This is a genomic window from Burkholderia multivorans ATCC BAA-247, from assembly GCF_000959525.1.
Classification (GTDB): domain Bacteria; phylum Pseudomonadota; class Gammaproteobacteria; order Burkholderiales; family Burkholderiaceae; genus Burkholderia; species Burkholderia multivorans.
In genome coordinates, this window is record NZ_CP009831.1 from 1,429,233 (window position 1) to 1,441,725 (window position 12,493).

Here is a 12,493-nt window from a genome sequence, read left to right on the forward strand (position 1 = left end):
GGCCGACCGAAGGTCGGGGACGGCGGTCGAGCGACAGGACGCTCAGCGGCGCGGCTGCCCGCTGCGCGGCGGGCGCGCAGGCGCGCGATCGTCCTTGTGGCGGAAGTTGATGCGGCCCTTCGTCAGGTCGTACACCGACAGTTCCAGCGTCACGCGGTCGCCCGCGAGAATGCGAATATGGTTCTTGCGCATGCGGCCCGATGCGTATGCGCCGACCACAGCGCCGTTTTCCAGCGTCACGCGGTATTTGCTGTCGGGCAGCACTTCGTCGACGATTCCGTCCAGTTCCAGCAGTTCTTCTTTGGCCAAGCCGATTCCTCCAGACAACGTGAATGATCGCAAGCTGCAACGCGGCCTGCGCGACGCCGGCATGCAATGCGGGCGGGCCGCATGGCCGCACCCGCGCGCGGTCTTACAGCGGCGTGATGTTCGACGCCTGCAGACCTTTCGGGCCGCGCTTCACTTCGTAGCTGACCTTCTGGTTGTCGGTGAGCGTCTTGAAGCCCGTACCGCGAATTTCCGAAAAGTGCGCGAACAGATCGTCGCCGCCGTTATCGGGACTGATGAAACCGAAACCCTTCGTTTCGTTGAACCACTTGACCGTACCGGTATCCATGCATGCTTCCTTGATGCGAATGAGTGAACGCACGCCCGCGACGGGCGCGAAAGAGAATCAAAGAGGGAGAGACCAACGACTGCCGCGTGCGACGCGGAGAAAGATGAGCAATCGAGCTTCTTGACGACTTCGATGTCGGACACTACCCGGTATTGCGTGCCGCGTCAAGGATTGCGGGTGCGGCGTTGGCGCGCAGCCGGTTCTCGCGCGCGGTGCGGTCCTCGCCCTGCCGCACGGAAACGCGGCGGCGGAACCGACGATGCCCGCCCGCATCGCTTCGCTTCGATCGCCGCCGCCGCCAGCATGTTACGCAGGCGCGAACCGCACGCGCCGCCACGCATCGGGATCGCGGCAGACGCCTTCGCTGTCGCGCGTCACCTCGACGAGCCCATGCATCTCGCCGCGTTCGCGCGGAATGCAGACGAGATCGAACGACCATACGCCGTCGAACACGTTCTCCGGATTGCCGGCGAAATTCAGCCGGTTGAACAGCGGCGTGATGAAGTACCACACGCGATAATCGAGCGCGGCGAACACGTCGAGCATCGCCTTCGACATGTCGCCGGCGTAATGGCTCAGATACTCGACGTAGACGATCGGACGCAATGCGCGCAGCGTCTCGCGCGCACCGCGGATGACGTTCATCTCGAAGCCCTCGACGTCGGCCTTCAGGAAATCGAGCCGCGTCAATCGCAGCGAATCGATCGTGCGCAGCGGCACGGATTCGGCGCGCGGCGCCGGATGAAGCAGCGACGACGCACCGAAGTTGTTCGGCGCACGCGGATCGACGAGCGGAAATTCGACGACGCCGTCCGCATCGCCGATCGCGTACTGATACGCCTGCACGTTGAGGCGCTCGTTCAGCGCGAGATTCGCGCACAGCAACTGGAACGTGTGGCGTTGCGGTTCGAACGCGAACATCGTGCCGCTATCGCCCACCGCACGCGACAACATCACCGTATGCGAGCCGAGGTTCGCGCCGGCTTCGACAACAGTATCGCCTTCGCGGATCATCTGTGCGAACAGAAACGGCTCGGGCTCCGACCATTCGCCGTACAACGCGAGACTTCGGCCGACGAATTCGTCGTTGGTGTTGAACAGCATCGTGCCGTAGCGGCATCGTTGTTGCGCGTACAGTGGCATCGCATCCCCCGATGATTGTCATTGTCCGCGCGATTATAGGCGGCGCGGTTGCCCGATGAACAGCGCGCGGCGTGGCGGGCGGCGCGATGCCGCACGCCGACGCATGACGGCCGCGCCGGCTCGAGCGTATTGCGCTCGGCACCTTCCCGAGCGCCACCGGAATCGGTACCATCGACTGCTTGAAACACCGGTCGCACGCCGCACTGGCGTTGCGCCGAACGCCGCACGCCGAATTTCGCCATGTCCCGGGACGCTTCTCACACCGCGCTGCTCTGGATCGTCGCTGCTGCCTTCTTCATGCAGTCGCTGGATACGACGATCGTCAATACCGCCTTGCCCTCGATTGCACAGGGCCTGCATGCCTCGCCGCTCGCGATGCAGCCGGTCGTGGTCGTCTATACGCTGACGATGGCGATGCTGACGCCGGCGTCCGGCTGGCTCGCGGACCGCTTCGGCACGCGCCGCGTGTTTTCGCTCGCGATCTTCGTGTTCGTGCTTGCGTCGATCGGATGCGCGGCATCGCATACGCTCGGTCAGCTCGTCGCGGCGCGCGCGTTGCAGGGGGTCGGCGGCTCGATGCTGCTGCCGATCGGCCGGCTCGCGGTGCTGCGCCGCGTGCCGGGCGAACAATACGTATCGGCGCTCGCGTTCGTCTCGATCGCGGCGCAGCTCGGGCCGATCGTCGGACCGACGCTCGGCGGCTGGCTCACGCAGGCGATCTCATGGCACTGGGTATTCATCGTCAACGTGCCGGTCGGCGCGATCGGCCTCGTCGCCGTGCAGCGCTTTCTGCCGCACGACCAGGCGACGCAGCCGCCGCCGTTCGACTTCATCGGCTGTGCGCTGCTGTCCGTCGCGATGGTAGCGCTGTCGCTCGCGATCGACCCGCCGATGGCCTCGCAGCGCGGTGCGTGGGCGGCTGCGCTCGCCGTAGTCGGGCTTGCCAGCGCGCTCGCCTATCTGCCGCATGCGCGCCGGCGCGCGCAGCCGCTGTTCCGCCTCGGGCTGTTTCGCGAGCCCAATTTCGGTGCGGGGCTGCTCGGCAATCTGCTGTGCCGGATCGGCACGAGCGCGCTGCCGTTCATGCTGCCGCTGCTGATGCAGGTGCAGCTCGGCTACACGCCGTTGCAATCGGGGATGATGATGCTGCCTGCCGCGATCGCGGGCGTCGTCGCGAAGCGCTGGATCGCACCGCTCGTCCGGCGTTTCGGCTACGCGGCGTTTCTCGTCGTGAATACGGGCATCGTCGGCAGCGCGATCGCCGGCTTTGCGCTGGTGTCCGCGCGGCCGGCGCCCGTGCTCGAGATCGCGCTGCTCGTCGTGTTCGGCGCGGCGAACTCGATGCAGTTCGCGGCGATGAACAGCGTGACGCTCAAGGGGCTGTCGCACGCCGATGCGGCGAGCGGCAACAGCCTCTTCACGATGATGCAGATGCTCGCGATGGGTCTCGGCGTATCGATCGGCGGCGGACTGATCAACCTGTTCGCCGCGCGCCTCGGCTCGACCGCGAGCGGCTTCATGCTCGCGTTCGTCTGCATGGGCGCGGTCACGCTGCTGTCGTCGCTCGTGTTTCGGCGCATCGATACGCCGGCCGTGCCGCGTCCCGCGACGTCGCGGCCCGCCGCGTGACGCGCGCGGCACGCCCCGGCCGCGTTCAGTTCGCGGGCCGTCGGTCGATGACGCGCTTGAGCACCCAGCGGATCGACGAGCGGTCCGCCGGCGGCTGCGCGACGCGATATTCGTCGATCTGCAGCGTGTACTTGTATCCGGGCTGATACGCGAAGCCTTCGATACCGGCATACCACAACGTCCACGGCGCGTTCGGGTCGCTGCGCACCTGCAGGCAGTCCATCGGCGCGACGCCGGTACAGCGCACGGTCTGCGGCGCGACGTAGACGGTTTTCGTGACGGGTCGGTCCTCATCGGCACGCGCGGCCGCGGCAGTCGTCGCCGCGCCGGTCTGGCAGCCGGTCAGCAGCGCGCCGGCGGCAAGCGCGAGCGCGCCGAACAGCAGGCGGGAGTGTCGAATCATCGGGTGTTCCTCCAAAAGCAAAAGGCGCAGTTAGACGAGTGCCGCGCCCGATCGTTCATCGATCGACGTCGAACGTGCCGCATCGCGGTCCTTCGCGCAACGTCGACACGCGATGCGCATGCGTCGGTCCGCTCGCTGCGCCATCGATGCCATACGACGCGCCGCAGCCGTCATCGCGGATCGCCGGCCGCGCATGCATCGTGTACCATCGGCGCTTCCCGATCGACGCGGCCGCGCGTGCATCCGACGACGATGGCGATCGCGATCGCGACGTTCGCCGTTTCATCCGCCGCGCCCTCATCGCTTCATATGACTTCACCCGTTCCGCCCGACCGTGCGCTGCGCCCGCTGCCGATCGACACGCTGACCGTGCCGGCCGCGCTCGACGGGCGCACGGGAGCGAACCGCGCGACCGGCGCGCGTGCGCAGATCGCGGCGACGAACGATCTCGACGCGGTGCGCGCGTGGCTCGCGCGTTTCGTCGATACGCCGACGACCTTCCAGAACTATCGCAAGGAAGCCGAACGCCTGCTGCTGTGGGCCGTGATCGCATGCGGCAAGCCGCTGTCGTCGCTGACGCACGAGGATCTCGTCGCGTATCGGCAGTTTCTGCTCGCGCCCGCGCCCGCCGACGTCTGGTGCGCGAACGGCGGCCGCAAGCATCCGCGCGGCGACCCGCGCTGGCGCCCGTTCTATGGACCGCTGTCGCCGGCGAGCCAGCGTCAGGCGATGGTGATCCTGAACGCGATGTTCTCGTGGCTCGTGCAGGCCGGCTATTTGGCCGGCAATCCGCTCGCGCTGTCGCGACAACGACAGCGGCGCCCCGCGCCTCGCATCACACGCCATCTCGGGCCGCCGCTCTGGCAGGCGGTGAAGGACGCGATCGCCGCGCTGCCGCGCGACGATGCGCGCGCGTCGTTCCATGCGGATCGCGCGCGCTGGGTCTTCACGCTGCTGTATCTCGGCGGGCTGCGCATCACCGAAGCCGCCGAGACGACGATGGGCCGGTTCTTCTGCCGGCGCGATGCGAGCGGACGCGATCGCTGGTGGCTCGACGTGACGGGCAAAGGCGGCCGCCGCCGGCTCGTGCCGGCGACCGACGAACTGATGACGGAGCTCGCGCGCTACCGGCGCGCGCACGGTCTCGCACCGCTGCCCGTCGCCGACGAAGACACGCCGCTCGTACTGCCGTTCGGCCAGGCGCGCCGGCCGCTCACGCGCGCGGCGCTGCACCGGATCGTCAAGCAGGTGTTCCGCCACGCGGCCGACCGCCTGCGCACGCAAGGCGACGCCGGCGCCGAACAAGCGCGCGTGCTCGAACAGGCGTCGGCTCACTGGCTGCGTCACAGCGCCGGCTCGCACATGGCGGACGGACGCGTCGACCTGCGGCTCGTGCGCGACAACCTCGGCCACGTGTCGCTGACGACGACGAGCCAATACCTGCACGCGGACGACGACTGGCGACATCGCGAAACCGAGGAAAAGCACCGCATCGACTGGTAGACGGCGCGTGCCGCGAGGCTGTCACATCGCGGCAAAACTGTGCGCCGACAATGCGCGTCACCGGGATCCCGCTCGTTTCCGGCTCGTGCTCCGGCCGCGCGCACGCTTGCGCGGCCGCGTGCTTGCGCATCCTCGTGCCCAACCCAGAACGATCATGTCGAACCACGACCCTTCCTCGCTTCCGCCGAACGAGCCGGCCACCTCCGTGTCGCGCCGCGGCTTTCTGAAACTCGCCGGCGTGTCCGGCTTCGCGACCGCCGCAGGCGGACTCGCGGCCGCCGGCAAGGCCGCCGCCGCGAATCCGGACGGCACGCCCGAACAGATCCACCTGACGTGGGGCAGCGACCCGACGTCGGAAGTCGTGATCTCGTGGGCATCGCTCGCACCGGCCGTCAATCCGCGCGCACGCATCGTCGCCGACGGCGAGCCGCCGCGCACCGTGCACGGCGTGCAGCGCCTGTATACGGACGGGCTGAACGGCGACACCGTGTTCACGTACCACGCACGCGTGCACGGGCTGAAGCCGAACACGCGCTATCGCTACGAAGTCACGGCCGACAACGACAGCAACGCCGCGCAGCCGTTCGCCGCGGCGTTTACGACCGCGCCGCGCGGGCGCGCGCCGTTCCGCTTCACGAGCTACGGCGATCTCGCGACGCCGAATGGCGCCTGGGTGCTGTCGTCGCCGCAGAGCCGCTTCGCGGTGCAGGCGGTCGAGCAGTTCCAGCCGCTGTTCCATCTGCTGAACGGCGACCTCTGCTATGCGAACCTGAACCCCGCGCATCAGCCCGACGTATGGCGCGATTTCGGCAACAACAACCAGACGTCGGCCGCGAATCGTCCGTGGATGCCCTGCCCCGGCAATCACGAGATCGAGTTCAACAACGGCCCGCAGGGGCTCGACTCGTATCTCGCGCGCTATACGCTGCCCGACAACGGCACGCGCTTTCCGGGGCGCTGGTACAGCTTCCGCGTGAGCTCGGTGCTGTTCATCTCGCTCGACGCGGACGACGTCGTCTATCAGGACGCGGCCGCGTTCGTCGCCGGGCCGGACCCACTGGTGCCGGCCGCGAGCACCGGCCGCCCGCCGATCGCGCCCGGCACGTCGTTCTACGTGCGCGGCTACAGCCAGGGCGAGCAGACGCGCTGGCTCGAGCGCACGCTGCGTCACGCGTCGCACGACGACGGGATCGACTGGATCGTCGTGCAGATGCACCAGGACGCGCTGAGTTCGTCGAAGACGGGCAACGGGTCGGACAAGGGCATCCGCGAAGCCTGGCTGCCGCTGTTCGACCGCTACGGCGTCGATCTCGTGCTGTGCGGTCACGATCACGACTACGAGCGCAGCTTCCCGGTACGCGGCTGCAATCACCGCGCGGGCGTCGATGCGAAGACGGGCGAAGTGGTCGACACGCTGCAGCCGCGGCCGGTCGGGCCGACCGATCCGGATCGCAGCCAGTTCGACACGAGCCACGGGACGATTCACCTGATTCTCGGCGGCGGCGGCACGAGCGCGCCGCTCGACGTGTACGGCGAAAACCCGGCGACCGGCTATGCGCAGGCGAAGGTCTTCACGAAGCCGAATCGACCGGTGCCGGGCACGGCGCCGAACACGTTCGTGCGCGCGGCGGCCGATGCGCTCGAGGACGCGATCTGGTCCGCGCGGCGCGACACGGGCACAGGCTACGGCATCGCGGTGTTCGATCACGATCCCGGCGAGCCGGGCGGACACACGACGATCACGATGCGCTACTACCACGCGCCCGGCGCCGATCAGCACCCGACCGCGCAATACGAACTGTTCGAGACGATCCAGCTGACGAAGAAGCGGCGCGATCGCTGACGCGCGCCCGCTCGCCGCGCCGCCTGCCGCGCCTCGCGCGCGGCCGGCGGCCGGCCAGTCGGCGCGGCACGCGGCGGTGTCGGCAGCGTTGCGCCGACACGCGTTAGACTGTCTCGATGGAACAATGCCGCTACTGCCACCGAATCCGCGATGAATGGGATTGCCACGGCGACGAATGCCGGCGTGCAATCGCGAAGGCGCTGCGCCGGCAGCGCGCAGGGCTGCCGATGGTGCCCGATCGCATCCGCAACGAAATTCCGTCCGGCGCGCCGACCCAGCAGGTGATCGCCGTGCTGTCGCGCCAGCGCCTGCGCGCACGGCGCGGCAACGAAGAACGCCGCGAGCGCAAGGAAATCGACGACGCGGACAGCGTCTGACCCGTTGCGGCCGGCTGGCCCTCATCCGGGCTGCGGCCCAACCCGTTCATCGACCTCACGCGAGGTCTCACCCGCGGGCCCGCCCGCGCGCCACGCCCTTGCACGGTCTGCAATACGTCATGGGGACGGATCGCATTTATCCCGAAATTGTTGCGTTGCAGACAAGGATCTTTCGTCCAAATCCACGTTTACCCTAGGTCGCCCGACGCCTACGATGTAATCAACCGCTGACGACATGGTGTCGGACGCGGAAAGCCAATACAACATCGGAGGTCATCATGAAATCGCTCGTTTATGCAGTCGCTGCCGCCACCGCCCTGTTCGCTTCGTTCGGCGCTTTCGCGCAAAGCACCGTGACGCGTGCGCAGGTCCGCAACGAACTCGTGCAGCTCGAACAAGCCGGCTACAAGCCGAGCCAGGCCAGCCCGCACTACCCGGCCGACATCCTCGCCGCGCAAGCGCGCGTGAACGCCCAGGCCGACAACAGCGGCTACGGCGTCCAGCCGGCGCCGGTCGTCCAGGGCGGCGCGCCGGCCGCGAAGGTGCAGAACCCGCGCGACTCGGTCTACTTCGGCCACTAAGCCGCGCCTCGCGCGCCGCGCACGCGGCGCCGCAGATGCAACGAGCCCGTCCCTGGGACGGGCTCGTCGTTTGTCCGGCGCACGGTCGCGCAGCACCGGCGCGGAGCGAGCGGCGCCGTCAGCGTAGCGCTCGCCGGCCAGCGTCGCATCGTCCGTTGCCGTTACGGCGCCATCCCGTCAGTTTCCGTCGCGCCGCGCACTGCGCACGTCGTCGAGGCGCGTGAGCGTCGCGCCGATCCGCGCGACGCTTGCGCCGCCGCGCGTCGTCGGCACGTCCGGTGCGCCGGCGGCCGCACCGTCGTCCTCTGCAATCGCGTCGTCTGCCGCACTCGCATCGTCTGCTGCGCTCGCGTCGGCCGGAGCACTCACGTCGGCCGCTGCACTCGCCTCGGCCGGCTGAATCGCACCGAGCAGTTCGCGATAGCGCACGCATGCGCTCTGCCCGCTCGCCTTCGCCGCATACATCGCCGCATCGGCCTTCATCAGCAGTTCCTCGGCCGACGCGCCGTCCGCCGGATATTCGCTGACGCCGATGCTCGCGCCCACCGCCATGCGACGCTCGCCGAGCTCGAGCTCGGCGGCCATCACGCGCTGGATGCGCGACGCGACGTCGGCGATCACGGCGGGCGAGCGCAGGTCCGAGATCAGCACGACGAATTCGTCTCCGCCGAGCCGCGCGACCATGTCGCCGCTGCGCAGCACCTGGCTCAAGCGCTTCGCGACCAGCGCGAGCATCCGGTCGCCGACCGAGTGCCCGTGCTGATCGTTGATCTGCTTGAAGCGGTTCAGATCGACGAACATCACCGCGAACGCCGCATCGACCGCGGCCGCATGGCGGATCGCCGCATCGAGGCGCTCCATGAACAGCATGCGGTTCGGCAGCCCGGTCAGCGGATCGTGACCGGCCAGATGCGCGAGCTCCCGCTGCTTCGCGCGCAGCATCGCGACCTGCGTGCGGATCTCGTCGCGCATCGCATCGAAGCAGCGCGCGAGCACGCCGATTTCGTCCGTGCGCGCGACCGGCAACCGCTCGGCAGCCGGCTCGTCGAATACATGCGTCGCCGCGCGCGCCAGCGCCTGCAGCGGCCGCGTGATCGCGCGCGCGAACAGGATCGCGAGGATGCCGGCGAACACGCTCGAGACGAGCACCATCCGCACGATGCGATCGCCGAGCCGGTTGGCCGGCGTCAGTACGTCGGTCAGCGGCCGCGCGAGGCCGAGCACCACGAAGCGATTGCCTTCGTCGCTGCCGAACGGCGTGCGCACGAACGCGTGCATACGGCCCGCCGACGCGTCGCGCTGCGCGAGATCGCTGAGCGACACGTTGGTGCGCGCACCGTCGAACAGCGCGCGCGTCGCCGGGAAGCTGTCCTGCATCAGCACGCGCCGGCCGCGGTCGAAGCCGAAGGTCTGCGACGGGTCGGGATGGACGAGGAAGTCGCCCCACTCGTTCGCGAGATAGACCGCATAGTCTTCGGGCAGATCGCGTTCGAGACGCTCGAACACGCGCGACAGTTCGATATCGACGACGAGCGCGCCGACCGTCTGCCCGCGCGCATCGACGACCGGCGTGCCGACGCGCAGGATCGGCATTCCTTCGGCCGCATGCGAGCCGGTTTCGTGATTGATCGCGATCGGCGACACGTAAATATGCCCGGGCGCCGTCGCGAGCGTATCGAACACGTAGGAAAACTGCCCCTTCTCCTGAAACGCGCTTTCCGGCAGCACGACGATGCCGTTCGCATCGCGATCGACGCGGATCCGCTCGAGCCCGAAATGCCCGCGTTCGATCAGACGAATCTGCAGATATTCGGGATGATTCGCCATGAAGCTGCGGTACACCTGCTCGAGCCGAGCGCGCGGCGCCGCGACGCGCCCCTCGCCGCGCGCGATGCCGACCGACGACGGCAGCTGCGCGAGCACGAGCGCATCGGCGGCGACGTCCGCGAGCGCGCTCGTGAAGCGCTGCGCGAGCAGGTGCGTCGACATCAGCAGGCTGTGCTGCGCTTCCTGCGCGAGCATCGTACGGTTCGCGCGATACGTGTAGTAGCCGGTCGAGCCGGATGCGATCACGCCGATGCACGCGAACAGGATCGACAGCTTCGAGGTGAGCCCGAGTCGGATCATGTGCGGAAGTGTTCCGGTCGGTCGCCCGATACGATGCGGCTCCACAGCGCCTCGCGTCGGGCGATGTTCTCGACGGGCTGTATCCATACCAGATGCTGTCCGGCGACGTCCGCGCCGAGCGGCGGGGCGAGCGTGTTCGCGAGTCCCTGGCGTTCGGTGAGCAGCGCGCCGATCGCGGGTTCGAGCATGTAGTTGATCCACGCGAACGCGAGGTCCGGCCGGTCGGCACCGCGCGTGACGGCCCAGCAGTCGAGCCACGCGAGCGCGCCTTCGTCCGGAATCGCATAGCCGACGTCCGCGCCGGCGCGGCGCAGCAGCTGCACCTGCTGCGTGCCGTAGTTGCCGAACATCAGCGCCGCGCGATGTTCGACGAACAGCGCGGTCGCTTCTTCAGGAAGCGTGTAGTACGTGAGCAGATTGCGGCGCAGGTCGACCAGCTTGCGCGCGACGACGAGCGTCTGCGCAGGCGTCAGCCGAAACGGATCGCGATAGCCGAGCGCGAGCGCGGTGAACGAGAAATTGTGCTGCGCGCTGTTGAAGTCGAGCACCTTGCCGCGATAGCGGCGATCCCACAATGCGAGCATCGAACGCGGTGCGGCAGGTACCTGCCGGCGATCGTAGATCACGCCCATTGACGAATACGTGAACGGAATCCCGTAGACCGCATCGCCCTGCGCCAGCCCGCCGATCGCGGCGAGTTGCTGAAACGCCGGCAGTTGCCGCCGGCGGTTCGGAATGCGCGACAGGTCGATCGGCGCGAGCAGCTTGCCGCGCGCATAACGCTGGATCTCGGCCGTGTTCGCCGCGAGCACGTCGTACGGCGGCGGCGACGCGCTATGCATGCGTGCCCACAACGCTTCGTCGGAATCGACGAACGTCACTTCGACGCGCGCCCCGAACTGCGCTTCGAATGCGGCGACCGCGTCGCGATCGGCGTAGCCCGGCCACGCGAGCACGCGCAGCACGTTGCGGTTCGCAGCTTCGGCGGAGAACGCGACGATCGGCGGGCACAGCAAGCCGAGCGCCAGCTTCACGAACATGCGACGCGCCGCGCCGCGTTCAGGCGAACGCACGCCGATTCTGCTGATCAATGGATCCCCGCTTGAATCGCTCGGCTGCATTCGACTGTCCTTTTTTCGAGTCGATGCGATATGCGCAAACGACACCATAAAAAGCACGGCCGCGCAATCGGAACAAGCCGCACGACACGGCGCCCGATACGGTCGGGATCGGACACCGCATCGGACACCGCCACGGACCCACGCGCGAGCGAGCGCCTCCGAACGTTGCGCACGCATCGAGCGCTAACGCATCGCGCGGTGCATGGCGACGGCCGCACACATTCCTCTGATCGTTCAATCGTACGGGCGGAGCGGGCGCATGACCGATCGCCGGTCGAGGGCGGCGAGGTCCGACAGCGGCACAGCGTCCCGCACCCAAGCGACGTCGACGCCGCGCTAACGCCACGCCTGCGTAAATTCCGCGATCACGCGCGACAGATGTGCACGCATCGCCTCGCGCGCGCCGTCCGCATCGCGCGCCATGATCGCCGAGAAGATTCGCTGATGATCTTCCTGCGACGCCTCGCGCAATGCGGGCGAATGAAAGTGCTGCTCGATCTTGTCCCACAGAGGATCGCTGCGCGCACAGTCCCACATGGCCGTGACCATATGCAGCAGCACCGTATTGCCCGTGGATTCGGCAATGCGCAGATGAAACTGGCGGTCGGCCGCGTGGTAGGCGGCCTTGTCGCCCATCTGCTCGCGCATCGTCGTCAACGAGAAAAACAGCCGGTCGAGATCCGCGTCCTTGCGCTCGGTCGCCGCGAGCGCCGCGACCTCCGCCTCGATCAGCCCGCGCGCGCGCAGCGTCTCGATCGGCCCCGGTCCGCGAGGCAGCTCGAACGAGACGGGCCGCGCGGCATCCGCCGCCGACACGTAGATCCCCGAGCCGACGCGCACCTCGACGATGCCCTGCACCTCGAGCGCAATGATCGCCTCGCGCACCTGCGTGCGGCTCACGCCGAACTGGTCGGCCAGGCTGCGCTCGGACGGCAGCCGCGCGCCCGCTTCGAGCGCGCCGGACGCGATCATCGCGTGAATCTGCCGTGCGAGACCGATATAGGAACGGTCGGCGGCATCGGTATCGCGGGAAGTGGGCAGGCTGGAAAGATCGGTCATCGAAGGCTCGTCACGGGCGGGCCGGCATCGTCGCGGCGCCGGGTCGCGAAAATGGTACACCAATTTTCGCTGCCACCCTACTCGCGTCGGT

12 protein-coding genes are annotated in these 12,493 nt (G+C 68.3%); 5 read left to right on the forward strand and 7 right to left on the reverse strand.

The features are described from left to right. Nucleotides 1-42: 42 nt before the first annotated feature. The 3 genes from infA to NP80_RS08610 form a co-directional block, all read right to left on the reverse strand. Nucleotides 43-309, reverse strand: a complete 267-nt coding sequence (infA, locus tag NP80_RS08600; RefSeq protein ID WP_006396979.1) for a translation initiation factor IF-1 — start codon at nucleotides 307-309, stop codon at nucleotides 43-45. Nucleotides 310-412: 103 nt separating this feature from the next. Beyond that, the gene (locus NP80_RS08605; RefSeq protein WP_006396978.1) at nucleotides 413-616 is read right to left on the reverse strand and encodes a cold-shock protein; all 204 of its coding nucleotides are present in this window, start codon (nucleotides 614-616) and stop codon (nucleotides 413-415) included. A gap of 306 nt (nucleotides 617-922) precedes the next feature. Further along, nucleotides 923-1,759 carry an FkbM family methyltransferase gene (locus tag NP80_RS08610; RefSeq protein WP_006403467.1) on the reverse strand — a complete coding sequence of 279 codons (837 nt, stop codon included), beginning with the start codon at nucleotides 1,757-1,759 and terminating at the stop codon, nucleotides 923-925. Nucleotides 1,760-1,999: 240 nt separating this feature from the next. Here NP80_RS08610 and NP80_RS08615 point away from each other — a divergent pair, with 240 nt between their 5' ends. Next, entirely contained in the window at nucleotides 2,000-3,388 is a 1,389-nt protein-coding gene (locus tag NP80_RS08615) for a DHA2 family efflux MFS transporter permease subunit (protein WP_006403465.1), read from the forward strand. Between the two features lie 25 nt (nucleotides 3,389-3,413). On the opposite strand, the gene NP80_RS08620 is transcribed toward NP80_RS08615, so the two are convergent. Beyond that, on the reverse strand, nucleotides 3,414-3,791 hold the full coding sequence (locus tag NP80_RS08620) for a DUF4377 domain-containing protein (RefSeq protein WP_006403464.1): 378 nt from the start codon (nucleotides 3,789-3,791) through the stop codon (nucleotides 3,414-3,416). Between the two features lie 309 nt (nucleotides 3,792-4,100). Between NP80_RS08620 and NP80_RS08625 the strand changes: the two genes are divergently transcribed. From NP80_RS08625 to NP80_RS08640, 4 genes are all read left to right on the forward strand, one after another. Next, on the forward strand, nucleotides 4,101-5,294 hold the full coding sequence (locus NP80_RS08625) for a tyrosine-type recombinase/integrase (protein ID WP_035487658.1): 1,194 nt from the start codon (nucleotides 4,101-4,103) through the stop codon (nucleotides 5,292-5,294). Between the two features lie 154 nt (nucleotides 5,295-5,448). After that, the gene (locus NP80_RS08630) at nucleotides 5,449-7,137 is read left to right on the forward strand and encodes a purple acid phosphatase family protein (protein WP_035487655.1); all 1,689 of its coding nucleotides are present in this window, start codon (nucleotides 5,449-5,451) and stop codon (nucleotides 7,135-7,137) included. A gap of 116 nt (nucleotides 7,138-7,253) precedes the next feature. Next, entirely contained in the window at nucleotides 7,254-7,514 is a 261-nt protein-coding gene (locus NP80_RS08635) for a hypothetical protein (RefSeq protein WP_006396970.1), read from the forward strand. 278 nt (nucleotides 7,515-7,792) lie between these two features. Next, the gene (locus tag NP80_RS08640; protein WP_006403459.1) at nucleotides 7,793-8,095 is read left to right on the forward strand and encodes a DUF4148 domain-containing protein; all 303 of its coding nucleotides are present in this window, start codon (nucleotides 7,793-7,795) and stop codon (nucleotides 8,093-8,095) included. A gap of 177 nt (nucleotides 8,096-8,272) precedes the next feature. Here the strand turns inward: NP80_RS08640 and NP80_RS08645 are convergent, their stop codons facing one another. The 3 genes from NP80_RS08645 to NP80_RS08655 all read right to left on the reverse strand — a co-directional run bounded on the left by NP80_RS08645 (nucleotide 8,273) and on the right by NP80_RS08655 (nucleotide 12,402). Continuing rightward, nucleotides 8,273-10,222, reverse strand: coding sequence for a bifunctional diguanylate cyclase/phosphodiesterase (locus tag NP80_RS08645; RefSeq protein ID WP_035487652.1), 1,950 nt, complete (start codon nucleotides 10,220-10,222; stop codon nucleotides 8,273-8,275). Continuing rightward, nucleotides 10,219-11,343 carry an ABC transporter substrate-binding protein gene (locus tag NP80_RS08650; RefSeq protein ID WP_006403457.1) on the reverse strand — a complete coding sequence of 375 codons (1,125 nt, stop codon included), beginning with the start codon at nucleotides 11,341-11,343 and terminating at the stop codon, nucleotides 10,219-10,221. Before NP80_RS08650 ends, NP80_RS08645 begins: the two co-directional genes overlap by 4 nt. 336 nt (nucleotides 11,344-11,679) lie before the next feature. Then, nucleotides 11,680-12,402, reverse strand: coding sequence for a FadR/GntR family transcriptional regulator (locus NP80_RS08655; protein ID WP_006396965.1), 723 nt, complete (start codon nucleotides 12,400-12,402; stop codon nucleotides 11,680-11,682). Nucleotides 12,403-12,493: the final 91 nt, after the last annotated feature.

What these genes read in the sequence shown, in the direction of transcription:
- NP80_RS08605 (WP_006396978.1), bottom strand. Translation starts at nt 616, where the DNA reads ATGGATACCGGTACGGTCAAGTGGTTCAACGAAACGAAGGGTTTCGGT.
- NP80_RS08610 (WP_006403467.1), bottom strand. Translation starts at nt 1,759, where the DNA reads ATGCCACTGTACGCGCAACAACGATGCCGCTACGGCACGATGCTGTTC.
- NP80_RS08615 (WP_006403465.1), top strand. Translation starts at nt 2,000, where the DNA reads ATGTCCCGGGACGCTTCTCACACCGCGCTGCTCTGGATCGTCGCTGCT.
- NP80_RS08620 (WP_006403464.1), bottom strand. Translation starts at nt 3,791, where the DNA reads ATGATTCGACACTCCCGCCTGCTGTTCGGCGCGCTCGCGCTTGCCGCC.
- NP80_RS08625 (WP_035487658.1), top strand. Translation starts at nt 4,101, where the DNA reads ATGACTTCACCCGTTCCGCCCGACCGTGCGCTGCGCCCGCTGCCGATC.
- NP80_RS08630 (WP_035487655.1), top strand. Translation starts at nt 5,449, where the DNA reads ATGTCGAACCACGACCCTTCCTCGCTTCCGCCGAACGAGCCGGCCACC.
- NP80_RS08635 (WP_006396970.1), top strand. Translation starts at nt 7,254, where the DNA reads ATGGAACAATGCCGCTACTGCCACCGAATCCGCGATGAATGGGATTGC.
- NP80_RS08640 (WP_006403459.1), top strand. Translation starts at nt 7,793, where the DNA reads ATGAAATCGCTCGTTTATGCAGTCGCTGCCGCCACCGCCCTGTTCGCT.
- NP80_RS08645 (WP_035487652.1), bottom strand. Translation starts at nt 10,222, where the DNA reads ATGATCCGACTCGGGCTCACCTCGAAGCTGTCGATCCTGTTCGCGTGC.
- NP80_RS08650 (WP_006403457.1), bottom strand. Translation starts at nt 11,343, where the DNA reads ATGCAGCCGAGCGATTCAAGCGGGGATCCATTGATCAGCAGAATCGGC.
- NP80_RS08655 (WP_006396965.1), bottom strand. Translation starts at nt 12,402, where the DNA reads ATGACCGATCTTTCCAGCCTGCCCACTTCCCGCGATACCGATGCCGCC.